This is a genomic window from Holdemania sp. (assembly GCF_986127675.1).
This window is the reverse complement of record NZ_CFQZWI010000017.1, coordinates 1-26639: the sequence shown is the minus strand read 5'-3', so window position 1 is coordinate 26639 and position 26639 is coordinate 1. Positions and strand designations below refer to the sequence as shown.

Annotated in this window: 22 protein-coding genes; 16 read left to right on the top strand and 6 right to left on the bottom strand. The window is 52.6% G+C overall.

The window, feature by feature from the left end; genetic code table 11:
* The first annotated feature begins 149 nt into the window (after positions 1 to 149).
* The 10 genes from AC5OW4_RS04680 (at position 150) to AC5OW4_RS04635 (ending at position 12039) form a co-directional block, all read left to right on the top strand.
* Positions 150 to 431 (top strand): co-chaperone GroES, encoded by a 282-nt coding sequence (locus AC5OW4_RS04680; RefSeq protein ID WP_006057763.1) that lies wholly within the window; start codon positions 150 to 152, stop codon positions 429 to 431.
* Positions 432 to 460: 29 nt separating this feature from the next.
* Positions 461 to 2083, top strand: coding sequence for a chaperonin GroEL (gene groL, locus AC5OW4_RS04675; protein ID WP_195397260.1), 1623 nt, complete (start codon positions 461 to 463; stop codon positions 2081 to 2083).
* Between the two features lie 183 nt (positions 2084 to 2266).
* Entirely contained in the window at positions 2267 to 3712 is a 1446-nt protein-coding gene (locus AC5OW4_RS04670) for an MATE family efflux transporter (RefSeq protein WP_195397262.1), read from the top strand.
* Between the two features lie 26 nt (positions 3713 to 3738).
* Positions 3739 to 4881 (top strand): diaminopropionate ammonia-lyase, encoded by a 1143-nt coding sequence (locus tag AC5OW4_RS04665; RefSeq protein WP_195397265.1) that lies wholly within the window; start codon positions 3739 to 3741, stop codon positions 4879 to 4881.
* Positions 4878 to 5591, top strand: coding sequence for a hypothetical protein (locus AC5OW4_RS04660; protein WP_493676717.1), 714 nt, complete (start codon positions 4878 to 4880; stop codon positions 5589 to 5591). Before AC5OW4_RS04665 ends, AC5OW4_RS04660 begins: the two co-directional genes overlap by 4 nt.
* Positions 5592 to 5650: 59 nt before the next feature.
* Positions 5651 to 8092, top strand: a complete 2442-nt coding sequence (locus AC5OW4_RS04655) for an excinuclease ABC subunit UvrA (RefSeq protein WP_308560180.1) — start codon at positions 5651 to 5653, stop codon at positions 8090 to 8092.
* Positions 8093 to 8437: 345 nt separating this feature from the next.
* On the top strand, positions 8438 to 8935 hold the full coding sequence (locus AC5OW4_RS04650; protein ID WP_493676715.1) for a MarR family winged helix-turn-helix transcriptional regulator: 498 nt from the start codon (positions 8438 to 8440) through the stop codon (positions 8933 to 8935).
* On the top strand, positions 8908 to 10275 hold the full coding sequence (locus tag AC5OW4_RS04645; protein WP_072685578.1) for an MATE family efflux transporter: 1368 nt from the start codon (positions 8908 to 8910) through the stop codon (positions 10273 to 10275). Before AC5OW4_RS04650 ends, AC5OW4_RS04645 begins: the two co-directional genes overlap by 28 nt.
* A gap of 250 nt (positions 10276 to 10525) precedes the next feature.
* The gene (locus tag AC5OW4_RS04640; protein WP_195397271.1) at positions 10526 to 11302 is read left to right on the top strand and encodes a hypothetical protein; all 777 of its coding nucleotides are present in this window, start codon (positions 10526 to 10528) and stop codon (positions 11300 to 11302) included.
* Between the two features lie 107 nt (positions 11303 to 11409).
* Entirely contained in the window at positions 11410 to 12039 is a 630-nt protein-coding gene (locus tag AC5OW4_RS04635; protein WP_195397273.1) for a hypothetical protein, read from the top strand.
* A gap of 88 nt (positions 12040 to 12127) precedes the next feature.
* Here the strand turns inward: AC5OW4_RS04635 and AC5OW4_RS04630 are convergent, their stop codons facing one another.
* Both AC5OW4_RS04630 and AC5OW4_RS04625 read right to left on the bottom strand, forming a co-directional pair.
* The gene (locus AC5OW4_RS04630; RefSeq protein WP_195548345.1) at positions 12128 to 14644 is read right to left on the bottom strand and encodes a vitamin B12-dependent ribonucleotide reductase; all 2517 of its coding nucleotides are present in this window, start codon (positions 14642 to 14644) and stop codon (positions 12128 to 12130) included.
* A 23-nt stretch (positions 14645 to 14667) separates the two neighbouring features.
* Entirely contained in the window at positions 14668 to 15174 is a 507-nt protein-coding gene (locus AC5OW4_RS04625; protein ID WP_083538658.1) for an ATP:cob(I)alamin adenosyltransferase, read from the bottom strand.
* Between the two features lie 349 nt (positions 15175 to 15523).
* Between AC5OW4_RS04625 and AC5OW4_RS04620 the strand changes: the two genes are divergently transcribed.
* Together AC5OW4_RS04620 and ispD are read left to right on the top strand one after the other, a co-directional pair.
* A complete protein-coding gene (locus tag AC5OW4_RS04620; protein WP_072685583.1) occupies positions 15524 to 17521 on the top strand; it encodes a Clp protease N-terminal domain-containing protein in 1998 nt (665 codons plus the stop codon).
* A gap of 109 nt (positions 17522 to 17630) precedes the next feature.
* The gene (gene ispD, locus AC5OW4_RS04615) at positions 17631 to 18275 is read left to right on the top strand and encodes a 2-C-methyl-D-erythritol 4-phosphate cytidylyltransferase (RefSeq protein WP_072685584.1); all 645 of its coding nucleotides are present in this window, start codon (positions 17631 to 17633) and stop codon (positions 18273 to 18275) included.
* Between the two features lie 954 nt (positions 18276 to 19229).
* Here ispD and AC5OW4_RS04610 read toward each other — a convergent pair.
* Positions 19230 to 19982 (bottom strand): GNAT family N-acetyltransferase, encoded by a 753-nt coding sequence (locus AC5OW4_RS04610; protein ID WP_195397275.1) that lies wholly within the window; start codon positions 19980 to 19982, stop codon positions 19230 to 19232.
* 199 nt (positions 19983 to 20181) lie between these two features.
* On the opposite strand from AC5OW4_RS04610, the gene AC5OW4_RS04605 reads away from it, so the two are divergent.
* The gene (locus AC5OW4_RS04605) at positions 20182 to 20979 is read left to right on the top strand and encodes a Nif3-like dinuclear metal center hexameric protein (protein WP_195397276.1); all 798 of its coding nucleotides are present in this window, start codon (positions 20182 to 20184) and stop codon (positions 20977 to 20979) included.
* 132 nt (positions 20980 to 21111) lie between these two features.
* Here AC5OW4_RS04605 and AC5OW4_RS04600 read toward each other — a convergent pair whose 3' ends face one another.
* The 3 genes from AC5OW4_RS04600 to AC5OW4_RS04590 form a co-directional block, all read right to left on the bottom strand.
* Positions 21112 to 21801, bottom strand: a complete 690-nt coding sequence (locus AC5OW4_RS04600; protein ID WP_195397277.1) for a DUF2461 domain-containing protein — start codon at positions 21799 to 21801, stop codon at positions 21112 to 21114.
* Positions 21789 to 22622 carry an RNA polymerase sigma factor gene (locus AC5OW4_RS04595; protein ID WP_195397278.1) on the bottom strand — a complete coding sequence of 278 codons (834 nt, stop codon included), beginning with the start codon at positions 22620 to 22622 and terminating at the stop codon, positions 21789 to 21791. Before AC5OW4_RS04595 ends, AC5OW4_RS04600 begins: the two co-directional genes overlap by 13 nt.
* A 246-nt stretch (positions 22623 to 22868) precedes the next feature.
* Positions 22869 to 23702, bottom strand: coding sequence for a class I SAM-dependent methyltransferase (locus AC5OW4_RS04590; protein WP_072685590.1), 834 nt, complete (start codon positions 23700 to 23702; stop codon positions 22869 to 22871).
* A gap of 293 nt (positions 23703 to 23995) precedes the next feature.
* Here AC5OW4_RS04590 and AC5OW4_RS04585 point away from each other — a divergent pair, with 293 nt between their 5' ends.
* The 3 genes from AC5OW4_RS04585 to AC5OW4_RS04575 all read left to right on the top strand — a co-directional run bounded on the left by AC5OW4_RS04585 (position 23996) and on the right by AC5OW4_RS04575 (position 26613).
* The gene (locus AC5OW4_RS04585; RefSeq protein WP_255370403.1) at positions 23996 to 24118 is read left to right on the top strand and encodes a hypothetical protein; all 123 of its coding nucleotides are present in this window, start codon (positions 23996 to 23998) and stop codon (positions 24116 to 24118) included.
* A gap of 122 nt (positions 24119 to 24240) precedes the next feature.
* A complete protein-coding gene (locus AC5OW4_RS04580) occupies positions 24241 to 25515 on the top strand; it encodes a DEAD/DEAH box helicase (RefSeq protein WP_195548397.1) in 1275 nt (424 codons plus the stop codon).
* 219 nt (positions 25516 to 25734) lie between these two features.
* Positions 25735 to 26613: an MBL fold metallo-hydrolase gene (locus AC5OW4_RS04575; protein WP_195548396.1), complete on the top strand. Its 879-nt coding sequence runs from the start codon at positions 25735 to 25737 to the stop codon at positions 26611 to 26613.
* The last annotated feature ends 26 nt before the right edge of the window (positions 26614 to 26639 follow it).

The window sequence follows — 26639 nt, the reverse complement described above, 5'->3', positions numbered from 1 at the left end:
CCGCTAAAATAAAGCAGGCAGAGAAAAAATCAGAATTTCTTGCAGAAAGTCGCGAAGAAGTGTTGACAAAGAGACTTGGCAGACTATAATAATAAGTGCTAGCACTGGTAAGACAAGAGTGCTAAATTGAGCGATAAGGAGGAATTACGATGATCAGACCATGTAATGATTTTGTGCTCTTAGAGAAAGAAAAGGCAGAAGAGAAAACCGCCAGCGGGATTATCCTGACTGACAAAAACACAGAAAAACCAACCGTAGGCAAGGTTCTGGCAGTCAATAACGGTCATGAGGTCGACGGCAAGCATGTCGAATGCTGCGTCAAAGTCAACGACCGCGTCATTTACGAAAAGTATGGCGGAACTGAAGTCAAGATCGACGGACAGGAATATTTATTAGTTCCGGAATCCAAGATCATGGCGGTTATTGAATAACAACAAACAATTAAAGGAGGAATGAGAATATGGCAAAGGAAGTCCGTTTTTCTAAAGATGCCCGGGTCGCAATGATGAAGGGTGTCGATACACTGGCCGATGCGGTCAAGATTACGTTGGGTCCGAAAGGCCGCAACGTCGTTCTGGAAAGAAGCTATGGTTCACCGTTAATCACCAATGACGGCGTGACGATCGCCAAGGAAATTGAATGCGAAGACAAGATTGAAAATATGGGCGCGAAGCTGGTTCTGGAAGTCGCTTCCAAGACCAATGATACGGCCGGCGACGGCACCACGACAGCGACGCTGCTGGCGCAGTCGATGATCCACAAAGGCATGAGCAGTGTGGAAAAAGGCACGAATCCGGTGCTGATGAGAGTCGGCATGGAAAAAGCGGCGAAGTTCATTGCGGACAAGCTGCTGGAACAGACGCATAAGGTTGAAACAAACCAGGATATCGCTCAGGTTGCCGCAATTTCTTCCGGTTCTCAGGAAGTCGGTGAAATCATTGCGCAGGCGATGGAAAAAGTCGGCCGCGAAGGCGTCATCACTGTTGACGAGTCCAATGGTTTTGAAACTGAACTGGAAACAGTCGAAGGCTTACAGTATGACAAGGGCTTCATCAGCCCATACATGGTATCCAACCGCGAAAAGAACGAAGCGGTGCTGGAAAATCCGTATATTCTGGTTACCGATCAGAAGATCAACACGATTCAGGAAGTCCTGCCGTTATTGGAAAAGATCGTCCAGACCAACAAGCCGCTGCTGATCATTGCTGACGATATTGATCAGGAAGTCGTTGCGACGCTGGTTCTGAACAAGCTGCGTGGCACGTTCAATGTTGTCTGCACGAAGGCGCCAAGCTTCGGCGACAATCAGAAGGCAATGCTGGAAGATATCGCGATCGTCACCGGTGCGAAGTATTTTGCCAAGGATCTGGCGATGGAACTGAAAGACGGCGAAATCGAAGATCTCGGACATGCGAACCGCGTCGTTGTTAAGAAAGATGACACAACTATCGTCGGCGGTTCAGGCGACAAGGAAAGACTGAACGAGCGGATCGCAGAACTGAAGCAGCAGATCGAAAACACGACGCAGGAATACGACAAAAAGCGTCTGAACGAACGGCTGGCGAAGCTGACAACAGGCGTTGCGATCGTGAAGGTCGGCGCTGCGACAGAAAGCGAAATGAAGGAAAAGAAGCTGCGGATCGAAGACGCTTTGAATGCGACGAAGGCGGCTGTTGTCGAAGGCATCGTCATCGGCGGCGGCGCAGCTCTGGCTTCGATCTATCGCGAATACCGCGACGAGCTGAAGGGCGAAACTCCGGATGAACAGAAGGGCATCAGCGCTGTCTTTGAAGCAATTCTGAAGCCGCTGTATCAGATTGCGGAAAACGCCGGCTATGACGGCGATCAGATCACTTCCCGTCAGCTGACAGAAGGCAAGAATATCGGCTTCGACGCCAAGAAGGGCGAATGGGTCGATATGTTTGAAGCCGGTATCGTAGATCCGACCAAGGTTACCCGCAACGCGCTGCTGAACGCGGCATCCATCTCGGCGCTGTTCATCACAACCGAAGCGGCGGTCGCTGAATTGCCGGAAAAGAATGCTCCGGCGGCGCCAGCCATGCCGGATGGCGGCATGTACTAAGCCATAACTGAATTCATCAACGATCATAACTCTGTGTTTCACGCAGACAGCACAATCCCCCGGTGCTGTCTGTTTTTTCTTTTTCCCAACTGATTTATTCGCTTTCAACCTTGCTGAAAGCGTTTTCCGAAAGGGCGCTTCATGGTATAATAGGAAATACAATCAAGGGGAGGACAAATCACAATGACAGGGGGAAGTGGACAGCTGGCTTTAGATCGGGTGGAAGCCGGCGAGAGTCTGGAAATATCAAAGAAACAAACGGCGCTGCCGCCGGGATTGACGCGCGGCCTGTTGATGAAGGATGTGCTTCGAATCGCGGGCCCGTCGTTTGTCGAACTGACGCTGACACAGCTGACGTCGATGGCGGATCTGATGATGGTCGGACAGCTGGGGGCATGGGCGATCACGGCGGTCGGCTTGACGACGCAGCCGAAATTTCTAATGATGACGATGTTCATGGCGATGAACGTCGGGGCGACAGCGTTAGTTGCCCGCTATAAAGGTGCGGACCAGCCGGCGAAGGCGAATGAAGCGGTGCGGCAGGCACTCATGCTGACGCTGGTGATGTCCCTTGCGGCTTCCATCGTCGGCTTTCTCTTTTCGGAAACGATGGTCCGGTTTATGGGGGCCACGGACGAACTGAGCTTGACCAACGGAACGGTTTACTTACAAATACAAATGGCCGGCTTTGTGCTGATGGCGCTGACCACGACGATCACGGCGGTGCTGCGCGGGGTCGGCAATTCCAAGACGGCGATGGAATACAACGTCGCAGCCAATGTGATCAATATCATTCTGAACTGGCTTCTGATCTACGGCCATCTCGGCTTCCCCAAAATGGGTGTGGCCGGAGCCTCGTTAGCGACGGTGATCGGCCAGACGGCGGCGTTCTTCATGGCGGGCTGGGCGCTGATGAAAAAAGGCGGATATCTCGAATTCCATTGGCGAAAGAAGTTTCATCTTGACCGGGAAATTCTCGGCAATATCTTTGCGATCGGTCTGCCGGCAATGGTCGAGCAGCTGTTTATGCGCTTCGGCGTGATCCTGTATTCCAAGACTGTCGCTTCCTTAGGCACGGTCGCGTTTGCGACGCATAATGTCTGCATGAACATTCAATCGCTGTCGTTTATGATCGGTCAGGGCTTCGCGGTATCCTCGACGTCGCTGGTCGGCCAGTCGTTAGGAAAAAAGCGGACTGATATGGCGCATCATTACGGCAAGGTCAGTCAACAGATCGGGATCGGCTTCTCGCTGGTGCTGGCGTTTGTTTTCTTTGTGATCGGCGGTCCGATCGTCTCTCTTTACAGCAGCGAACCGGAAGTCATCGAACAGGGCACGCGGATTCTGATGTTTCTGGCGCTGATCCAGCCGTTTCAGGCGACGCAGTTTATTCTGGCCGGCGTCCTGCGCGGAGCCGGGGATACGAAAACCACCGCCGTGGTCATCTTTGTCACGACGCTGATCGTGCGCCCGCTGTTGGCGATGCTGACGGTATACGAGCTGCATTGGGGTCTGTATGGCGCCTGGATCGCGCTGGTTGCGGATCAGCTGCTGCGCACGCTTTTGATCTGGATGCGCTACCGCGGCGGCCAATGGCAGCTGATGAAGCTGAAGGGCGAAGCGGCATAAACTGGGAAAAACGGAGGAGAAAACACATGGATAAAATTCAAATGGCAAAAGGGAAACTGGCGCGCGGACCGCTGCCGGCCATGTTCAATTCTGAACATTACCGACAGGTCGCTGACTTTCATCAGACGTTGAAGCAATACGCCCCGACGCCGCTGATCAATTTATCAAAACTGGCGGAAAAACTGGGAATTCAGGCGATTTTAGTGAAAGACGAATCGCATCGTTTCGGTCTGAATGCCTTCAAGGCTCTGGGGGCCAGCTATGCAGTGCATCAATATCTTGAGCAGCACCCTCACACCCGGCCGGTATTTGTGACGACGACCGATGGCAATCATGGCAAAGGCGTGGCCTGGGCCGCGCTGCAGGCCGGCTGCCGGGCGGAGATCTTCATGCCTAAAGGCACCGTCGCTAGCCGCGTGCAGGCGATCGAGGCGCTGGGCAACGCCAAAGTCACCGTGACGGAATGGGGCTATGACGATACCGTGCGCTGGACGCGCGATTATGCGCAGCGCAACGGCTATGTTTTAGTGCAGGACACGGTGCTGGAGAATTACCATGAAATTCCACAGAACATCGTGCTGGGCTATACGACGATGATCCGCGAGGTTGTTCAACAGATCGCGGAACAGGCGCTGGACAAGCCGACGCATGTATTTTTACAGGCCGGCGTCGGTTCGATGGCCGGGGGCGTGCTGGGCTGGCTGGCGGATACATTGAAAGCAGAGATGCCGGTCGTCTCGATCATTGAAGCGACGGACTCCGCCTGTGTCTTCGCCTCCTGTACGCAAGGCACGCTGGTCTCAAAGGCCGGCATCACGCCGACGATCATGGCCGGTCTGAATTGCGGGGAAGTCAATCCGGATCTCTTTCCGGTGCTGAGCGATTACGCGTCGTTCTACTTCGCCTGTGCGGATGAAATCACGGAGGCCGGGATGCGGCAGTACGCTCAACCGCTGGAAGGCGATGAAGCGATTGTTTCCGGCGAATCCGGGGCTGTCGGACTGGGACTTCTGTTAAGCTTGTGTCAGGATCCTCATTATGAAGCGATGAAGCAGGCGCTGGGACTGGATGAACATTCCGTCGTGCTGCTTCTGAATACGGAAGGAGCAACGGACCCGGACGACTATCGGCGCGTTGTCGGATGCGATCCGCAGTTGGTCGGAAAATGAATGGGGAGCGGGGCCGATCGGTTTCCACCGGGGTGATCGCCGCCATTCTGATTGTTTTCATAGCTTTGGGAATCTTCCTGCAAAATCTGGATGTGTTCTTTCCCCAGCTGTTGGAGCCAGATCCCCCAATGCCGCCACCGAATGTGCGGGAGCTGCCCTCTTTTCTCGACGGCTGTCTGCGCAACGAAGTAAATACCCTGACGATTGCTGAGAAAGACGGAATTGTGTATTTAGACCAATCTTATCAATGTGAAATCAATGAACTGAGCGAAGCCGATCAGATTCTGAAGGAACAGGGACTGGGCTCGATCAACACAAAGGAAATCCATTTTTCGATGGAGATTCAGATCATCCCCGATCCAGTTCTCCGGCAGCAGGCCCTTACGAAGGAAATGATGAAATGGCAGCGGCTTGTTCAATATGCCGGTTGTTTTTATCACTGTATCCGGCTGAGCGAAACTGAAATCACGGAAGACAACATTCTGGATTATGCTTTTCCTCTGGATGCACAAGCCTGGCGCGTCGATCAGATTGTTCAAATTGATCATCAGGTTTTCGGCACTGTGGGCGAGCGTCTGTTCATGTTTCATATCGCCGATGTGCTGATCCCGCATGAGCCCTCTGATGAAATGACCTCGCTGGACGTTACGGATCCGTTTATCATCAATAAGATCCGGCCGTTGATCGACATCGAAGTTCCGCTGTCATGAGGGGGCGGTGCGAACGCCGCAGAATCGTCGTCATAAGGAAAGCAGGAAGCAGGTGAGGTATGCGTAAAATTGAAGTATTTAACGCGCACGAGGGAAATCTGAGAAATGTCTCGCTGACGCTGCCGAAGGAAAAACTGATCGTTTTGACCGGAGTTTCCGGTTCCGGCAAGTCGACGTTTCTGATCGACGTCCTGTTTAACGAATGTCAGCGGCAGTATCTGGAAGCGATGGGAATGCAGGGAATTCCCAAGCCGAAGGTGGATAAAGTCCGCGGCGCCAGTCCGGCGGTCGTGATCCCGCAGACGGCGGCGAATAGGAATCCTCGTTCCACGGTCGGGACCCTGAGCGATATCTATACCGATCTGCGGATGATTTATGAAAAATTACACCGCCGCATTTGCCCTCATTGCCGCGCGGTGATCGACGCGGCTGACTGCAGGGAAGAAACGGAAAAGCGCGACGGCGATTTCCATGTTTTCATGCGCTGCAGCCGCTGCGGTCAGCGCATGGAGAAACTGACCCGCACCCATTTTTCGTTCAATACAACGGAAGGCGCCTGCCCGGTTTGCGAGGGGCTGGGGAAAATTCATACCGTCGATGAGGAACGGATGTTGGATCCGGCGCTTTCCTTAGAGGCAGGGGCGGTCCGTTTCTGGGAAAAACGCTATGGAGAATATGAAATATCCGTGTATTATGCCGCCTGCCGCGCTTTCGGTCTGGACGAACCGCAAAATATCCCGGTATGTCAGTTCTCCAAAGCGCAGCGGATGTTATTGTGGGAAGGCAGCGACAGTCCTGCGCTGTTGTCTGAGCTGGCCAGAAACCTGCCGCCAAAAGCGGCTGCGGGCAAAAAGTTTGAAGGCGTCGCGGCGAATCTGCGGCGGCGCTGGGCTGAAAAGGGCGGGCAAGCCACGGCGCTGGATGCGTATTTTCAGACGGTTGAATGCCCGGCCTGTCATGGCGAGCGGCTCAACGCGCTGAGCGCTCAGGTCACTGTGAACGGAACCCGCCTGCCGGAATTATCTGGTTTTTCCTTAAACCGTCTGCGGGATTGGGTTGCCGGGCTGGAGCCAGCGTTAACCGGCAGTGCCCGCGAACTGGCCGATGCCTATCTGCGCGATATTCAAACCAAGCTGAACCGTCTGATCCGGGTCGGCCTGGGTTATCTGACGCTGGATCGGCAAATCATCACGCTTTCCGGCGGGGAAAGTCAGCGGCTGCGGCTGGCGGCGGCGCTGGATCTGGAGATGTCCGGACTTTTAATCATGCTGGATGAACCGACGGCCGGTCTGCATCCGCAGGATACCGAAGGGCTGATCGCAATCCTTAACCATCTGCGTGATCTGGGCAATACCGTGCTGGTGATCGAACATGATCCGGATGTGATGCGGGCTGCGGATTTACTGGTTGAATTCGGGCCGGGCGCCGGGATTCATGGCGGAACACTCATCGCCTGCGAACCCCCGGAACAGCTTCGGTCGAATCCCGATTCCTTAACCGGATTCTGGCTGGCTGCACCGGCTGAGTTTCCTTCGCAGACCCGATCCGCGCAAGGCTGGATTACGATTAAAAATGCCTGTCAGTATAACCTGCGCCATTTTGACGTCGCTTTTCCCACCGGATGTCTGTGCGCGGTGAGCGGACCTTCGGGCTCGGGGAAATCCACGCTGGTATTTGAAGTGCTTGCGGCAAACCGCGGCGGCCGGGCTGAGATCACGGGCCTGGAACAATTTGAACGGATCGTGACGATTGAACAATCCGCGATCACCCGGATGAAGCGTTCCAATGTCGCCACTTACAGCGGCGTTTACGGGTTGATCCGCACTCTCTTTGCGAAGACCGGGGCAGCCCGCGCCGCGCATTGCCCGGCTTCTTATTTTTCGTTCAATACCCCAGGCGGACGATGCGAGAACTGTCAGGGAATGGGCGTGGTGGAGAACAACATGTTGTTTTTTGCCAACGTTGAGGTCGTCTGCCCCGTTTGTCATGGACAGCGCTTTAACGATACGGTGCTGAGCGTCAAATACAACGGCCGCTCGATCGACGAAGTGCTCAAACTGACGGTTGAGGAAGCGATAATTTTCTTTGCCGGGCAGCCGAAATTAGGCCGGATGCTGAAGCGGTTAGCGGAGGCGGGATTGGGGTATCTGCCGCTGGGGCAGCCGCTGACGACTCTCTCCGGCGGTGAAGCGCAGCGCTTGAAGCTGGCGGTGGAGCTGATCGAAAATCACAGCGGAAAAGCTAAGCTGTATTTAATGGACGAACCGACGACGGGATTACATCCGGCCGACGTCGAACATTTTCTGAAACTGCTTCTGCGGCTGCGGGACGCAGGCCATACCGTGATCGTAGTGGAACACAATCCGCAGCTGATCCGGGCGTGCGACTGGGTGATCGATCTGGGACCGCAGGGCGGCGATCAGGGCGGGCAGCTGATGTTCGCCGGTACGCCGCAGGCATTCAAAGCCGAAATGAAAAGCGCGACGGCCCGTTATTTGTAACAAAACAAGTTTTAAGACGATGAGAATTCTGATAGGAAAGATGTTCAGTGATTTCAGCGAATCAGAGAGCGGTTGATAAAAATACAAATCAGCCGCTTTTTCTTCTCTGTACCCAGGAACGTCTGTTCGAAAAAGAACGGCTTCAGCCGCGGGAGGACTTTGCCGGACAGCGTTCAATCCCAGGATCTGCGTGCTTTTTGTCAGATAAAGAGATCTTCGGTATGGGAACATATTGGTCGGGAAAAGAATAGAGATAAGGGAAAAGAGCGCTTGACTTGCGGCAGATCCGGAGTATACTTAGGAATGATCGTATACAAGTAAACTAATTGCCAAGGAGAAACGCTGATGAGTAAAATACGAATACCCATCTTCAACGTCGAACAGATGCTGAAAGGCTATGCCCGTTTGCGCGAGGCTTACAGCCGTTTCTGCGTTCATTCCATCGCGGACGAAGCTTTTTCTCCCAATGAAATGAACGTGCTGATCTTCCTGTCCAACAACCCGTCGATCAACACCGCCAAAGAGCTGACCGTCACTCTGGGCGTATCCAAAGGTCTGGTCTGCCGCAGCGTGGATACGCTGATGCGCCGGGGCTATCTGACCAGCGAGGAAGACGCGAAGGATCATCGGATCCTGCACCTCAGGCTGCCGCAGAAAGCCGCTCCGGTAATCGGTCAGATGCGCGTCAATCAGACACGCTTTTCCGAAGCGGTGACCCGGAATATCAGCGAGGAAGAACTGGCGGTGTATACCCGGGTTCAGCATCAGATTTATGCGAACATCGAAGCGATGACCAATCGGAAAGGGGACGAATTATGCTTCAATCGAAAGAAACCAATTTAGGGAAGGACCGCATCGGAAGCTTGTTTTTTGCGCTGGCGGTTCCGGCGATCACATCCCAGGTCGTCAACGCACTCTACAACATGGTCGACCGGATGTATATCGGCCATATTCCAGGCTCAGGCGCTGCGGCGTTAACCGGCGTCGGCGTTGCCTTCCCGTTAATCATGATTATCTCCGCTTTTGCGGCCTTAGTCAGCATGGGCGGCGCGCCGCGGGCCTCGATCATGATGGGCAAAGGTGATAACGAACAGGCCAATAAGATTTTAGGCAACTGCTTTACGGCGTTAGTGATCACCGCCCTTGCCCTGACGGCAGTCACGATGATCTTCTGCGAGCCGTTGTTAATGATGTTCGGCGCCAGTGAGAACACGATCGTTTATGCCAAAGCGTATATGATGATTTACGCGGCCGGTACAATTTTCGTTCAGCTGACGCTGGGCATGAACGCTTTTATTTCCGCGCAGGGCTTTTCCCGCGTCAGCATGCTGACGGTCGTCATCGGTGCGATCACCAACATTGTGCTCGATCCGGTTCTGATCTTCGGCTTCCATATGGGCGTGCGCGGGGCGGCGCTGGCGACGGTGCTGTCGCAGGCTGTCTCGACCGTCTGGGTGCTGCAGTTTTTAAGCGGTAAAAAAAGTCAGCTCAAGCTGCATCCGAAATATTTCAGCATCGACGCCAAGATCCTGTTCCCGGCGCTGGCGCTGGGCGTTGCGCCGTTTATCATGCAGTCAACGGAAAGTCTGTTAGTGCTGTGCTTTAATTCCTCCTTATTGAAATACGGCGGCGATCTGGCGGTCGGCGCAATGACGATCCTGTCCAGCGTCATGCAGTTCTCGATGCTGCCGCTGCAGGGCTTAACCCAGGGCGCGCAGCCGATCATCAGCTTCAACTATGGCGCGGGAAATATTGACCGGGTGAAGAAAGCGTTCCATCTGCTGCTGGTGAGCTGTCTGGTTTATTCCTCCGTCATGTGGGTGCTGTGCATGCTGTTCCCGCAGATGTTTGCGGCGATCTTTACCGGCGATCCGGCGCTGACGCAAATTACGGTCTGGGCGCTGCGGATTTATATCGCGGCTGTGTTCTTAATGGGCGCGCAGCTGGCTTGCCAGCAAACCTTCATCGCGCTGGGCAACGCCAAGATTTCAACCTTTCTGGCGTTATTGCGAAAGATTATCCTGTTGATTCCGCTGATCTATATTCTGCCGAATTTCTTTGAGAATAAGGTGTTTGCAGTATTCGTCGCGGAACCGATTGCCGATACAATTTCCGTACTGGTCACAATCACGTTGTTCTTCCGCTTCTTCCGCGCGGTGGAGCACGAACAGATTCACGCTTAAGCCGAAGCAGAGAAAACAAGTCTGTGAAGAAAGCGACGCTCTTCGCGTCGTTTTTATTTTGATTTTAAACAAAGATTTAAGAAAATAGAAAGTCCGTTTCTGACGATTTCATAAATTTTCCAGTTTCCGCAACGATTCGATGTCGGAATTGAAGTAAGAATATGCTATGCTTAAAGTAAAGAATACCTTGAATGATCTGCGGCAGGGAGCTTGCAATACGCAGAATTTGAGGAGGAGAAAGGAACAGAACATGAGAAAAATGAAGAAAAGCAGGATTCTTTGGCTGGCAGTCTGGCTTTGCCTGGCTCTCAGCGGCTGTGCTAAAACAGAAAGCGCGTCTGAGATTATGGCAAAAGTCCAGGCGAAGCAAATGGAAAGCGAAGCGGTTCAATCCGTCGCCATGAACGGTCAGCTGAAGATGACCACGCAGGGAATGACGCTGGAATTTCCGATGGATCTCGTCATCCAGACGCAGCCGGCAGAGAAACAGGGCGAACCTGTCGTTTACTTTAGTTTTACAACCTCGTTTATGGGGCAATCCATGGATATGAAATACTGTGTTCAGGATCAGATGATGTACAGCGAAGTAAATGGCGAACGCAGCAGCCAGCCTTACGCTTACACGCCGGAAACGATCCAGGAACTTCAGCAGAACAGGAATATGGAGAAGATGGTTAACGCTTTCTCCGTGAAGAAAACCGGGACCGGTTATGAGCTGATCTATGAAGCGCAGAGCTTTGCCGAGCTGGCGGATTTGTTAGGGGCTTTAGGCGATGCCGAACCCGATCTGGACGCCCTGCAGGAATTGCAGCGGCAATTTGAAACGATTGATCAGACGGTGACTTTAAACCAATGGAAGATGAGCTTCCAGATCTCGAAGGATTATCAGATGACCGGCGGACTGATCGCCATCGACGCGACCAGCGAAGCCGAAGGGACGACGATGAATTTCGGTATTGAAATCAACGTGAGCGTCCGTACGGACCAGCCGATGACCACGATAGATCTGTCAGCTTGGGCAATGTAAAAAGCAAGGGAGCCAGGCCGGATAAGAAAAAGCTGCGCAGAGGCGTCTGAATTATGCTCCGGATGCTTCCCGCTGCCCCGGGGTTTAAAAGAAATGAAGGTTGAGGTATGAAGTGGAAAAAACTGGAGATCGCGCTGATTGCGCTGATGATTCTCTACACCGCCGGGTTCTGGACGTTTAAAACTTTAAGTCACCATCCGTATTCACTGACGCCGATCACGCTGTCCCGCGTTTGGCTGCGTGAGAAAGTTGGCCTTGATATCACGCTGATCAACGAAGTGTTCCGCGCTGAGCTGAACCGTGAAATTGCGCCGGCGGTTGCCGAGGTGGACTTTCGGGGGGAATGTTATACCATTGACTACGCCGCTCATTTTACCCAAACGCCTCAGCCGATTGGTCTTCTGTATGAAGGAAAGGGAAACAGCCCGGACGGCCGCGGAATCTCGCTGGAGCTTTATATCAGCGACCGCGATTTGAGTTCGGTTATGCCGCTGTCAAAAATGATTACCTGGCTGGGGCCAGAGCGGCAGCTGGGCTGGCTTGGGTCAACGGCGGCGATCCTGGACTATCAACAGGTGGGCCAGACTGTCCGCGGTCAGTTTCATGTCAAACACGACGACTGCTTTTATCTTGGCGAACTGAGATATCACGATCCCGCCATGAATGGGGATTGGGAACATGACCAGAAGATCTGGGAAACCGCGCTGGACCAGCTGCTGCCGTTTCTTGCCGAATAAACAAAAGGATTGCGTACCGTGATCAGGTCATCACAGTACGCAATCCTTTTTTAGCTTTTTGAATGGAAAACAAAGCAGGAGAAGACGTCTACAAGCCGCATTTCAGCTGTGCGTTGCAGTTGGTGCAGGTATTGCAGCCGCCGATTTCTTCGACGATGCCTTCCAGGCAGATCGGGCAGATATCGCCGACCTCCACGCCGATATTGCGGTCCTGCCGGTCCGCGCGCAGATCGGTTTTCTTTTCCGCTTCCTGCGTCTTTTTAACCGGAACACCGAAATCACGCTCAATATCCATCTGATCCCAGCTGTTTTCTTCCTCGTTGCTCAAGGTCAGTACCTGGGAATCACGTGAACCGTCAACGTACACCGTCCCGCCTTTTGCGCCGCCCGCGTACAGCCGTTCATAGATGTGCTGAACCTGCCGAACCGAGAAGCCCCGCGGGGCGTTGACTGTCTTGGAGATGGAGGAATCGATCCAGCGCTGGATTACACATTGGGTATCGGCGTGTTCTTCCGGCGTCAGCTCCATCGCGCTGACGAAGAACTCCGGCAGCGTATCGCGGGTGTAGCCCGGATTGAGCGCCAGCCACTGATCGACGATCGCCGCGTTGACTTCGATGAACTTGCCCAGCCGTCCCGAACGGAAGTAAGAGAAGCTGAAATACGGTTCCAGACCGGTGGAGACGCCGACCATCGTGCCGGTCGAACCCGTTGGGGCAATCGTTAACAGATGCGAATTCCGGATTCCGTATTTCAGGATGGACTGCCGGATGTCCTCGTCCATCTGCTTCATGTATCCGGTGTTGATGAACGCTTCACCGCTGGTAAAGAACGGGAAGCTGCCTTTTTCCTTCGCCAGCTCGACCGACGTCTGATAAGCCGCGCGGGCGATGCAGTGGAAGACCTGATCGATCGTTTCCAGCGCTTCCGGCGAGCCATAGCGCTTGCGGTTCCAGATCAACATGTCGTGCAGGCCCATGACGCCCAAACCGACGCGCCGTTCGCCCAGCGCCTGATTTTCGTTGGCCTTGAGGAAATACGGGGTGCTGTTGATGACGTTGTCCTGCATCCGCACGGTCAGTGCGACCGTTTCCGCCAGTTCATCAAACAGGATCCGGCCGTCTTTCTTGTCGACGAAGTTGGCGAGATTGACGGCGGCCAGGTTGCAGACGGAATACGGCGCCAGCGGCTGTTCCCCGCATGGATTGGTGGCGACGACTTTCTGACCATAGGCTTTAGCGTTGGTCATTTTGTTGGCGTTGTCGATGAAGAAGATGCCCGGTTCCGCCGAGTAGGTCGCGCAGAAGCAGATCAGATCCCACAGATCGCGGGCGTGGATCGTGCGGTAGGTCTTGATCGGATAACCCAGTGCTTCCCACTCGCGGACGTCGCCGATCTTGTGCCAATGGGTATCGTAGGCTTCTTTCTGCTGCGGGGTATAATTGGCGATGTCCGGGAACCGCAGATCAAAGGTCCCGTTCTTTTCCACCGCTTCCATAAATTCGTCGGTTAGTGTTACGGAAATGTTGGCGCCGCTTAAGAATTCCGGATTGACCACTTCCAGACGACCGCCTTCCAACAGTGTCTGCTGAGCATAGTCCAGAACGTCAGCCGGCGTGTTTTTGCTTTCGATCAAGGTTTCCAGCATCTGCCGTTCCAGCCGGGAAAGCGGAATAAATTTCAGTTTGCGCTGAGCCAGTTCGCGTACCTGTTCGTCTTTACTGTTTTCACTCAGCCATTTCAGCACGCGCGGATTCTGCATTTTGGAAATGATGAACTCGATGATGTCCGGATGCCAGTCCGCCAACATGATCATCTGCGCGCCGCGCCGCGAACCGCCCTGCTCGACCAGATTGGTCAGGTTGGCGATGTCGTTCAGCCAGCTGACCGCACCGCTGCTGCGGCCGCCGACGCCTTTGGCCGGGGCATGCTTCGGACGCAGTGTCGAACCGTTGGTCCCGACCCCGCCGCCGCGGGACATGATTTCCATGACTTCCTTGCGATGTTCCGCAATGCCGCCGCGGGAATCCTCGACAAACGGCATAACGAAGCAGTTGAAATAGGTAACCTGCGTACCGCTGCCCGCGCCGAACAAGACGCGTCCGGCCGGGATGACGTTGAGTTTCTTTAACTGTTCAGTAAACAAGCCGGCATATTTTTTCCGCTGTTCTTCATCGGTTTCCGGCTCCGCCAGCGCGGTGCCGACCCGGCGCGCGATTTGTTCATAGTAAATTTCCATCGGCTTGTCGATTTCCGCAAACGGCCGGCGGATCATCCCCGTGATCGACTCCTGCTCGTCTTCCAGCGTACCGCGGAATTCTTCTTCAATTTCAATCGTCACGCTCTCATTTTCCCAGTCGATCGCTTTGACGACGCCGACGCCCCGGGCCGGATATTTCGGGTCCTCTTTGATGACGGTCAGCACGATGTCGCCGATGCCCAGCGTTCTGAGTTCGCGGTCCTTTTGGGCGTAGCGGTCAAGCATGACCAGCCGTGAAACACCGGAATGGATCGTGTGATCTTCCGGTTGGATTTCAGTTAAATAGGGAAAAAATTCCCGGATGTCCTGATTGAGTTTAGCGATTGTTTCCTTGCGATATCCCATAATATGAATGCTTCCTCCTATGCTTAAATTTCCGAACCCTTCGCACTCTGAATCTGCAGCGCGTAAAAATAATCGCTGATCCGGTTCAGATAGACGCCCAGCGACGGATCTGTCTTCCGGGTTTCCTGCAGCTTCCACCAATGCCGCTCGACGCGCCGGCTGATTGCCCGCAGCCGATTCAGCATCGCGCTTTCGGAATTGTCGATTGGATAATGAAACCGGAATTCACCAGCCGCTGAGACCCGCGAATAAATTTCCGTTTCCAGCTTCCGGGTATAACTTTCCAAATCCGCGCTGCCATACCCGGCCAACTTCGCGCTGGCGGCGCTGATCTGGTTCACGATCTGTTCCATCGGTTTTCTATATCTGGCAAATCCGCTGGCTAGCAACAGACATTCAGCGCTCAGTTCGTCCAGATCGCCCAGGACTTCGATTAACGGATCTGCTTTGGAAATCCGCTCACCCTGAATCCCGGTCGTTCCCTGATCCCCGGTTTTGGTTGTAACGATCATGTTTTCACCTCGCTTCATGTCTGCCTTTTACGGGCCATTGCTTCCATTATAAAATGTTTTTGTCCAGAAGTCATAAAGAAATCGCGATTGGAACGATTTTCATAATTTATTCGAAAAAAAGTGAGGTAAACTTACCTGGTTTCATTTCAGTTTCATAATTTGAAAGCGATTCAGGCAGGGACAAAGCGAAGATCCGGGCATAAGTTTTCTCCCTGGATGATAAACTGAAATGAAGCATGTTGAAAACGCCAGGGGAAATCCTAAAAATTGGAACAGACGGCCGTGGTGTAGTGATCTCGGGCCGGGGCAATACTATCACTGAACTTGAACTGGGAAGTTCAACGGTTTGGAAGGAGGAATCGCGAGGATGAAAACCAATTTTGATCCTCAGGCTCAAAAGGCGATCCAGGCTGCCCGCACGGTGGCGCGGCAGATGAAAAACACCTTTATCGGGACGGAGCATTTATTAATCGGCATTCTGCAGACGGACAACTCCGCGCTGCAGAAATTGCTGAGCGAACGCGGAATTACCGCCGAACAGCTGAAAGAGGATATTCAGGTGCTGTTTGGTTTTAATGAGGAAGAAACAAGACAGACGGAATATACGCAGACTGTCCAGGAAATTCTGGAGAAATGTCTGGTGGAAGCGGCCCGTTCCACGCCGCCGGTGATCACGCTGAAAATGTTGACGCGGACATTGTTGGAAACACCCAATAACGTCGCTTCGGAGCTGTTGAGACGGTATGATGTGGATATCGCCGGATTGATCGCGGAGCTGAACCGGCAGGATATCGAAAGTCTGAATGCCATCCGCGAGCTGCGCAACCTGAACCAGTGGATGACCCGCCGGCCTTCCAATATCGTTGAACGGCAGGCGCAGATGAATTCGATCATCCGGATCCTGTGCCGTAAGGAAAAAGCGAATCCGCTGCTTTTGGGGGATCCGGGCGTCGGCAAGACGGCGTTGGTGGAACAGCTGGCCAAAAGCATCGACGAGAATGAGGTGCCGGATTGTCTGCGCGGCAGCGTCATCTTTGAACTGAGCGTCAACGGTCTGGTGGCAGGTACAAAGTACCGCGGCGAGTTTGAAGAGAAGATTCAGAAAATCCTGGATGCCCTGCGGCAATTTCCCCAGGTCATTCTTTTTATTGACGAAATTCATCAGATCATCGGCGCCGGCAAGGCGGAGGGTTCGATCGACGTGGCCGGTGTGCTGAAACCGGTTTTGGCGCGCGGAGAAATCCGCTGCATCGGCGCGACGACCTATGATGAATATCTGAAGTTCATTGAAAAGGATCGGGCGCTGCAGCGGCGCTTTCAGCCGGTCATGATTGAAGAGCCGGATCTGGATTCCGCCCGGCGGATGATCGAAGCGAAGATTCCCGAATACGAGCAGCATCATCAGATTCGATTTCCGTTCAGGCTGGTTGGCCCGCTGATGGAAAGCACACAATATTTCATGCCCTCGCGCAAGCTGCCGGACAAGGCGCTGGATGTCATTGATCTGGCCTGCGCCAGCGCGCGGATGGATTGTCGTGAAGAAGTGGAGCAGCGGGATATTGATCAGATTTTAGAACAACTCACCGATGTGCCGTTACAGGACCGCTGCCGCAAGGACCGGGTGATGCAGCGGCTGCGCATGGAGCTGATCGGTCAGGAAGACATTCTGACGCAGATTGATCAGCAGCTGCAGTGGATGGAGCTGGGCGTCGTACAGGAACGTCCGTTAGGCGTATGGCTGCTTTGCGGAAAGCAGTTTTCCTTGAAGCAGCGGCTGGCGAAGGTGCTGGCGCAGCTGTACTTTGGTCAAAACGAGCGGCGGATTGAAGTAGATATGATGGATTACCAGGACAGTCAGGCTGGTTATCGCTTCGTTCATGGCGTAGATCAACAATATTCGCTGTGGCTGGAGAAACTGCGGCGTTCGCCCTATTCGCTGTTGTTGATCCGCAATCTGGACGCTGCCCGTCCGGAATGTGCGGCGATCCTGCGCAAAGGCATCGAACAGGGAATGATCGAGGAAGAAGCGGGGCGGAAGGTGGATCTGCGGCATTGTCTGATACTTCTGGACAGCGAACAAAGTCACGCCGTGTCCGGATTGGGCTATCAGGCAGTGACGGTAAAAACCGAAGAGGAAGGCTGGACGGCGCTGGCCGATGCAGTTCTGGATTTCCGGACGCTGGACAGCACGGAAATGGAGACGCTGGCGCGGCGGCGTTATCAGGAGATGACGCGCAAACTGCCGCAGCTGGCAATGGAGCTGGGCGAGGATACGCCGTTTGATGTGGAAGGGGAAGACCCGGAAAAGATCGATCGTCAGATTCGCTCTTATCTAACGCGGCATTTTAAAAAATCCGCGGGCTGAATCCTGTAAAAATCCGCCGGGATTTGTGAAATCCGGTTCAGTCCATTGCCGGACTTATCGGGGTGTGATAAAATAAACACTACCATAAGGGCGAAAAAGAGGGAACAGGATGGAATATTCAGCATTGATCGTGGCTGCCGGACAGGGGCGCCGGATGAATCTTGGCTACAACAAGGTGTTCTACACCTTTGCGGACGGAAAGAATGTTTTGGAAAAGACGATGAGCATTTTCGAGGCGGACTCACGGTGCAAACAAATCGTGATTGTGACTCAGCGTGAGGATTACGTGCGCTGTATGCGCAACCGGACACAACGGGGGAACGTTGTGTTTGTGGAAGGCGGCACAACCCGTCAGGAGAGCGTATTCAACGGATTAATGGCGGTCAGTGAGGATTATGTGCTGATCCATGACGGCGCGCGGCCGTTTCTGGAACAGGAATGTCTGGACCGGCTCTGCCAGAGCTTAAGCGAGCATGACGCTTGTCTGTTGACGGTGCCGTGCAAGGATACGATCAAGGTCATTGAAGACGGAAAGATTAAGGAAACGCCGAACCGCAGCCAGCTGGTGCAGGCGCAGACGCCGCAGGCGTTTAAGACGTCGCTGATTCTGCGGGCGTACCGCAAGGCGCGTCAGGAAAAGGTACAGGCGACCGACGACGCGCAGGTCGTAGAACTGTTAACCGGCGAAGCGGTGTACGCGGTGCTGGGATCGTATAAAAATATCAAGATTACGACGCAGGAAGATCTGCGTTAAGAACGAATCATTCCGGCCAGCATCGCTGTCCGGTTTTTTTATGGAGCAAAGTGTCTGAAAATGAAAATTATGAAAATAACCGCACGCCCTTGAAATAACTCAGGAACGGAATATACTAAGGGTGTAGGGACGCTTGAAAAAGCGGCACCCGTCGTAAGCTATCTCTTCATCGAAGAGAAGCTGTGGACAGATAAACGCCGGTGATCTTTGTGACGGATGACGGCGTTTTTTCTTTTGAATTCTATAATTCTGATTCTGCATTCAATGATCATGATCGTTGTTTGAATCATCAACATCCATTCAGAAAAAGAGAGAGAAAACAAGAGTTCCATGAAAAAATTCATAGAAAGCCCCTCCTTTCCAGAGCTGAACAATCCAGCTCGAAAAACAAATGAATCCAAAGAAAGATCCATCCCGGACGGGCAGCCGCTTCATCAAAGACCCTACACTATTAATATTGCGCAAAAGTAGAAATAGCCTTGCTGGAAACAGAAGAAAGCTAAGATTACCTGGGATCTTTTGTGAAAACGAATGAAACTAAGCGAAAAATGAGCGGATATGCTTAATTACATAAACATGGCACGTTTGAGTTGATTGAACCTGAACAGGTTGCTTTCAGAACATTTTTAAATACAGAGAAGAAACAAAGGGAAAAGATATACAAAAATTTATTTACTAGAGAAATGAAGATTGTGAAAACAACCACGGCCATGAACTAACTCAAGAAGGAATAGACTTTAGGTGCAGGGATGCTTGAAAAAGCGATCCCTGTCAGACACGATCTCGTATTCGAGAAGTGGCGGACAGATCAGCGCCGGTTTTCTTTGTGATGATTGCGGCACTTTTTTTGGACAATTCAATCAAGAAATAAAAGCTGAAAATAGAAAACGAACGCTGAGAAACTCAACGTTCGTTTGCGGTAAGTGAATAAATGATTTATGAAATCCTGTCCTGTTATTTTAATATTCTTTTCAGCATCTCAGGGTTAAGCAAATTCACCGTTTCAAATTTTCCCTTGTAGAAACAGGCCCAGTTGTTGAAAACACAGGGCAGGGCTTTGGCTTTTTCCAAGGTATCAACATGCCTGAGCGTCAACGGAATAGCCTGAGTTTCACACTCTTTCTTAACCCTTTCAATAGATTGCGCGATAAACGGACATTGATCGTCATAAAAGAGTGTTAATTCCTGATTCTCAATTCGCATTTGTTTAGCGTTTTCCATGAATCGCGGTTTTGTTCCATCCAGCGACAAAGCCAGAAGCTCATAGCCGTTTTCAGTTTGATCGACGACTTCAAAGCCCTGTTTCTTGGCGAATGCCTGATCGGACAGCCAGGATTTTTGTTTGTGCGACCCCAGCATGCAGACGCCGGCTTTCCCCTGACGTTTTGCGTCAGCCAGACAGGAATCCATCAAAGCCTGACCAATCCCTTTTCCCTTGAAGCTGCCGGTAACCCAGAGACAGTAGAGATAGAGATAATGATCGCCGTTGATCGGAACCCAGGCAGTTTCTAACGGCGCGTATTCAATGAAGGCTGTTTCTTTTTCTTTTGCGTCCAGTTTGCGGAAAATATGGCCCTCCGGAAGCCGCTCAGCCAGCCACCGGCGTTTGGCTTCCACTCCCGGATGTGCTTTTTTCGTGCGGATAATGCAGCTGAGATGCTCGGATGCAAGATTATCCGGCGTTAAGGTTACAAATTTGAATTCCATTACGGATCCTCATTTCTTTTAAGGAAATTATATAAGATTTTATGACAGAAACATAGAGCGCCGCGGATTTTGTAAGAAAGTGATGCAATAATGATGGACGCATGAAATCAGAGAGAACATTGAAAAAAATACAATAGAGTCAAATTGATAAGATCGGACACCGATTTCGGCTTATAATGAAAACAAAGGAGGTTCGTTTATGCAAATACAAACAATAATTGATCATATTCAAAGTCATACGCCCTGGGTGGATTACCGCAAAACCCGGGATTTTATCCTGATTGAGGGAGGGAGTTCCGAGGTCAGTCAAGTGGCTGTCTGCTGGGTCGCAACGATGAAAGTGATCGAGGAATGCATCCGACAGGATATTCATTTTATCATTTCACACGAAAATTGCCTCTATGTGGAAACAACCGCGCCGTATAAGACGATGAAAGACCTGCGCGATCAAAAGATCAAGCTTTGCCAAAAACATCAGATTACCATATACCGCTGTCATGACGGCTGGGATCAGTTTCCATTCTACGGTGTGGCGGATTCGCTGGCGCGCAGTACCGGGATTCCCTTTGACGAACGCCCGGTTTCCTCTTTTTATCATTACGCGGCGATTGAGAAGGAAACCGTTTCAGAGCTGGCGGAAAAACTGGCGAAAGCCTTGAAGCCGCATGGCTGCGGTTATGTGGAAATTCTGGGGAATCCGGATCAGCGGGTAACGAAATTAGGCATGGGCGTCGGCGCAGCGATGAATTCGCAGGTGATGATGCTGGAGAATGTGGATTGCATGATCCTGGCTGACGATGGCTTCACGAACTGGATCGATCTGCAATGGTGTCTGGATGCCAAAATTCCCTGCATTCTCTGCCATCATTCTACCAATGAGATGGAAGGCATGGCCGGCATGGTCCACTATTTAAGCAAAGTATTTCCTGATTGCCGATTCGTTAAATTGGACGAGGGATTTCAGTTTACCCTGATCGAGGCTCCGGCAGAAGATTGAGTGAAAAGGAATCCGTTATAAGCTTATTGTTCCAAAGGTTGGTAAAATACGAGCCTGACGAAATAGAACAGAGAAGAAAAGCCGGGAGTATCCGAGATCCCCGGCTTTTATAACGATTCAATGAGGACGGTCTCAGCGCTGCGGCATCGTGAAGGAAGCCAGCGCGCGGTTCAGGAATTCGTTGAACGGCCGCATGGTTTCAGCCAGTCTTACGATCTGACCGACGACTTCTGAAGCGGACTGATTGCCCTCGATGTAGCATTCGAGATACCATGACTTCATCTTCAGATAATCCGCCAGCGGATGATCGGCAGGAAATGGCTTCGGCACTCGTTTCAGGCTTTCTCCTTTAACCGGCAGACAGACGGCGAAGTCCGGCGTCTGGATCAGCGCGCTGAAAACGTCAGCTTGTTCCAGAATTGCCTGACGGACCAGCATGGTCGCTTCCGCAAACTGCGAAGCAAACAAGCCGCCGCCCACAAGCAAGGCAGCGGGTGTCAGAGCGAGGAACAGATCGCAGGGAATCGGCTGGGATCCCCAGGGAGAACAATGAATCCGGAAGACCGGGTTGTAGGGCGACTTATCGTTGGAAAACCGGGTGTCCCGGTTCAGCCGGCTGATCCGGCGGGAAATGTCGATGTCCAGATGCCGCGGGTCGTTTACCGCAAGCTGTTCGTTGACTGCGCGGGCCAGATTTTCAAATTGTTTTCGCGCCAGCTTGTATTCTGTCTGATGCGCATGCATCCAGTCCAGACTGTTGCTGCGGGCCAGATCGCCAAGAAACTGCTGCGTCAGGGCCAGATCAAAATTTAATTCTGACATACTTTCTCCATCCAGACGGAAGCGACCACTTCCTGTAATTTCTGCCGCTTTTCTTCCGGCAGCGCGTAGGCGGACAGGGTATCGAATACCGTCATGTGTTCCTCAATTTTTTCCATCGCTTCTAAATGCTGATGTAAAACCTGCGGTTCAGCTGTCGGCAGCTTGGAATATTCCAGATTGTTCGGATCCAGCCGGCGCGTGCCAATCGCAAAGTCGATCCGGCAGGTGCAGCGGCAGCCGCCGGAAGCCAGGTAACAATACTGCGACATGAAATCGGCCATTTTCCGACGGGCGCGGGATAACCGCTGGCGGTAAGCTTCCGGCGTTAAGTTCAGGATTTCCGCCGCCTGCCGGCTGTCGGCTTTAAACATTGTGCCCAGAATGAAGATGCAGCGATCCTGCGGCTTCAGACATTGAAGCATGACGTTGGTACACGAATATTTCAGTTCCCGGGCCAGAATCTGCTTATCTTCCCGCTGCGATTCTTTCTGGTATGCCTGAATATCCTGAGCATAGGCCTCATAGCTCAGCGGATGCGTGGCGAACATCGAGCGCTTTTCGTCGATCAGCCGGTTGACCGCAAGCCGGTAGACCCAGGTGCTTAAGGCACTTTCCCCGCGGAAGCCCGGCAGTTTTTCCAAAACCAGAAGCAGGATTTCCTGCGTTGCGTCTTCGGCGTCAGCCACGCTACCAAGCATCCGCAGCGCCAGGTTAAAGATCGGCGTCTGCAGCTGCCGGACTAATTCTGCCGCGGCCTGTGGTTTATGCGCCAGCACCTCCTCAATCAAAGCGGGGGATAGCGGTTGAGTTTGATTGTCCATCTGAATTTCTCCTTTCAATAATTAGACGGAAGGGAATTCTTTGTGTGACATTTTTTTGCGTTATTTTTGTAAAAATTTTTAAATTCAGGATACCGCATGAGACGAGGATAGGCGGAAAATCCGTTTTGGGGATAGCGCTGGCTCGCATAGCGGCGAACAAGGGACAGCGCGTCACAGGATAAGAGTGGTAGTCAGCGGTCTTCCTTCTTATCCTTTGACAATGTATTGGTTCTTTTTTCGCAGCCGTCATTCCTTTTTTGCCAGCACACACAGCGTTGTTTTGTCTTTTTCCAGCGGCCCGCCTGCCACATCGCCATAAAACGTAACGGACTGAAAGCCCGCCGCGGTCAAATCCCGCTCTAATTCTGCAGCGGTAAATCCATGTTCCCAGACGTGATAGATTGTGTACGCGTCAGGCTTGATCGTGACATATTGGTTACAATACGAAGCGTCCTGATCATACCGATAAAACGCGTGCAGGACCAACGCCGGCTCCTCGCTCCAGTAGCCTTGTTCTTCAACGAACCAACGCTTCGTTTCAGGCTTGCCCTCATAGTTCAGCGGTGTAAACACGTCGAACAGAAAAACACCGCCGGGAAGCAGGGAAGCGTAGATCTGCTTTAATAAGGCTGTTCGGGCGGAAGGCATCAGCACGCCGAAATCACAATAAATCAGCGTGATCACATGGAATGGCCCGCCGAATTCGATCTGGGTGTAATCCCCCTGACGATATTGGATCGAGAGGCCTTTTTCTGCCGCGGACTGCTTCGCGTAATCCAGCGAGCGGACGGAGAAATCAATTCCGGAAACTTGATATCCCTGCCGGGCAAAGAGCTCCGCATAGATTCCCGGCCCGCAGCCTAAATCCAGAAGCTGGGGATACTGATCCGGCGGCAGCTGGGATGCGATCCAGGCTGCGGATTGCCTGACGAAGTCTCCCCGGCGTGTCGCGCCATCGGTCGTTTCATCCAGATGAGCTTCGAGCATTTTCTGCGACAGATAGGGATCAGTCCAGATATTCGCCTGACTCTGTTGATATAAGGCCGGCCGGGTTTGGATCTGAGAAATAAAGTTTTTCATGAATTTTGTCCTTTCTTTTCGGATTTTTAACCGTGGGAATGAGCTTGAGGGGCAGCGAGGAACGCTTTTTCCTCGAAAACGCCTGGGAAACGCTTGTTGATCAACGAAAAATCGTTGTGGAAAATCCCATCGCACCCCAAAAGAGCTGCTTGTAACATACTTTCCTGACAGCAGCCGGCGATGATATTTTCTTTTTCCACGTTTTGCTGGACGCAGATTTCAGGACCGGACACCGGACAGAATCCATCCTTTTTTGTGAGCTTGCGCCTTTATTGTAACGGGAAATAAGCCTGATGGCAATCGCGATCATTCCGGGACTGTTCGTTTCTTGCGGCATGGATTTTGACAATGAAGCCGTCCTGTTTTTAGGAGCGGAGGCGCTGCAGGAAAAGGGGTTCCGCGCTTTTTTCTGGTAAAATAGACGAAGATGAGCTATACTATGTACCGTAAGTCCCATTTCTTGATGCATAATTGTGTTATGACATCCTGACAGTGCGCCGAAGCACTGTTTTTGAATTAGGAATAGAAAGAGTGAACCATGAAATTTAACGAATTACCAATCCATCCGTCAATCTTGAAAAATTGCCAGCGGATGGGCTATACGACCCCGACCAAGATTCAGCAGAAAGCGATCCCGCCGGTCTTGGAGGGGCGCGATCTGCTGGGGCTGGCGCAGACCGGCACAGGCAAAACTGCAGCGTTTGCACTGCCGATTCTCGACCAGCTGATGAAACAGCCGCAGAAAGGCAAGCGGGCGATCAAGGCGCTGGTGCTGACCCCGACCCGCGAGCTGGCGATCCAGATTGTGGATAACTTCCAGCTGTACGGTCAGGGCCTGCCGTTGAAGACCGTCGTGATTTTCGGCGGCGTTAAGCAGGGCGCGCAGGTCGATCAGCTGAAAAAGGGCGCGGATATTCTGATCGCGACGCCGGGCCGTCTGCTCGATCTGGTCGGCCAGCGTCTGTTGGATCTGAGCCAGGTGGAAATCTTTGTGCTCGACGAAGCCGACCGGATGCTGGACATGGGTTTTATCCACGATGTAAAACGCGTCAGCGCGCTGCTGGTGAACAAAAAGCAGACGCTGCTGTTCTCGGCGACGATGCCGAAAGAGATCGCCGGGCTGGCCGCTTCGCTGCTGAAGAATCCAGTCCGCGTGGAAGCAACGCCGGTATCCACGCCGATTGAAAAGATCGAACAGCGTGTGTACTATGTGGAAAAGCACGAAAAGAACGACCTGCTGCTGCGGGTCTTGAAGAAGGAGGAAGTCACCTCCGCGCTGGTCTTTACCCGGACCAAACATGAAGCTGACCGCGTCGTCCGCTTTTTAACCAAGGGGCAAGTTCAGGCGATGGCGATCCATGGCAACAAATCGCAGAACGCCCGGCAGAAAGCGCTGGCCGCATTTAAGAATCATGAGATCCAGGTGCTGGTGGCGACCGACATCGCGGCGCGCGGCATTGACATTGAGAAGCTTTCCCATGTCATCAATTACAACATTCCCAATATCAGCGAGACCTATGTTCACCGGATCGGCCGGACAGCCCGGGCAGGGCAGGAAGGGATTGCGATCTCCTTCTGCCAGAACGATGAACGCGCTTATTTGAAGGATATCGAAAAACTGATCCGGTATACGATTCCGGTCGTCAAGGATCCTGAGGCTAAAACTACGGTCCAGCCGCAGGCGGCAGAGTCCAAAACAGAGGTTTCCCCGAACCAGGCGCCAGCCAGTCCGGCGAATAAACCAGCCGGTCATCGGCCAGCTCGCCGGCGTCGTCCAGCTCACGCGCAGAAGTCGCGCGAGGCGGCGAAGTAAGGAAGAAGAATATGAGATCGAAAGCATTTCCGTTTTCGATCTTTTTTCTTGTTTCTTTTGTTCTTTCTTTTGTTCAGGGAAAGTTATGTCACAGCGAGGATTCGCGCTAGCCCGGGGACTTTCACCGCGAATTTCTCCCTTTGCGAGTTGGCATTTGAGCTTTTCCCCTTTACAATAAAGAAGAGAAAAACCAATGTTAAAAACAAGGAGGACATGAGGATGATTCAGGCGGAACCGATCACAAAAACGACATGGCGGATAAGGGGCTGCGGCTGCGACTGTTATCTGTTGGACGGAGAGGTCCCGGCGCTGATCGACTGCGGCTGCGGGGAAGTCCAGATTCGTCAGTTCTGTGAAGCTTTAATTCAGAAACCGGTCAGGACGGTGATCTGCACCCATGCCCATATTGATCATACCGGTCAATGCGGCTTATTTGATCAAGTGTATATGACGGAAAGAACGGCGGCGTCCAGCTGCAACGCGATGGACGAGGATCCCGCGAAGCTGAATTTGGATTATACGCCGGTATTTGTGCAGGACCATCAGATTCTTAAACTCGGACAACGGTGCTTGGAAATTCTGCTTTGCGATTGTCACGCTCCGGGCAATATCATGATTTTTGATCACACGGAAAGAATCCTCTATGCCGGCGATGAACTGGACGTGGATCAGGTGCTGCTTCTGCCGGGCTTTGCGGAGAAAGCGGGGCAGTTTCACAGCGAGCCGGCGGCGACCGTGAGCGATTACCGGAGATTGTTGATCAGGCTTGATCTGCGGCGTGAAGAATTTGACTGGATCTGCACCGGTCATAACGGTTCACCGTTGAAACCGGAAGTCCTGACAATCATGATCGAACTCTGCGATCGGATTCTGGCCGGAGAAGAAGGTTGTCTCGACTGCAGCTCCGCGACCTACAGCGCCCGGGATCGGCATTTCCCCTATCACCAAGCTCATTACCGGCGGGCGTCATGGAAAGGCTTTTCGTTAGTGTACTGTGCCGACAGCCTGACCGACAGAACACAGAATTCTAAAGTCATTCCAGCTACGCCGCTGCATGCAATGTGCGAACACAACGTCGCGGCGGCGCAGGGCAAATAACCACGATTAATCGGGAATCTGCAGAT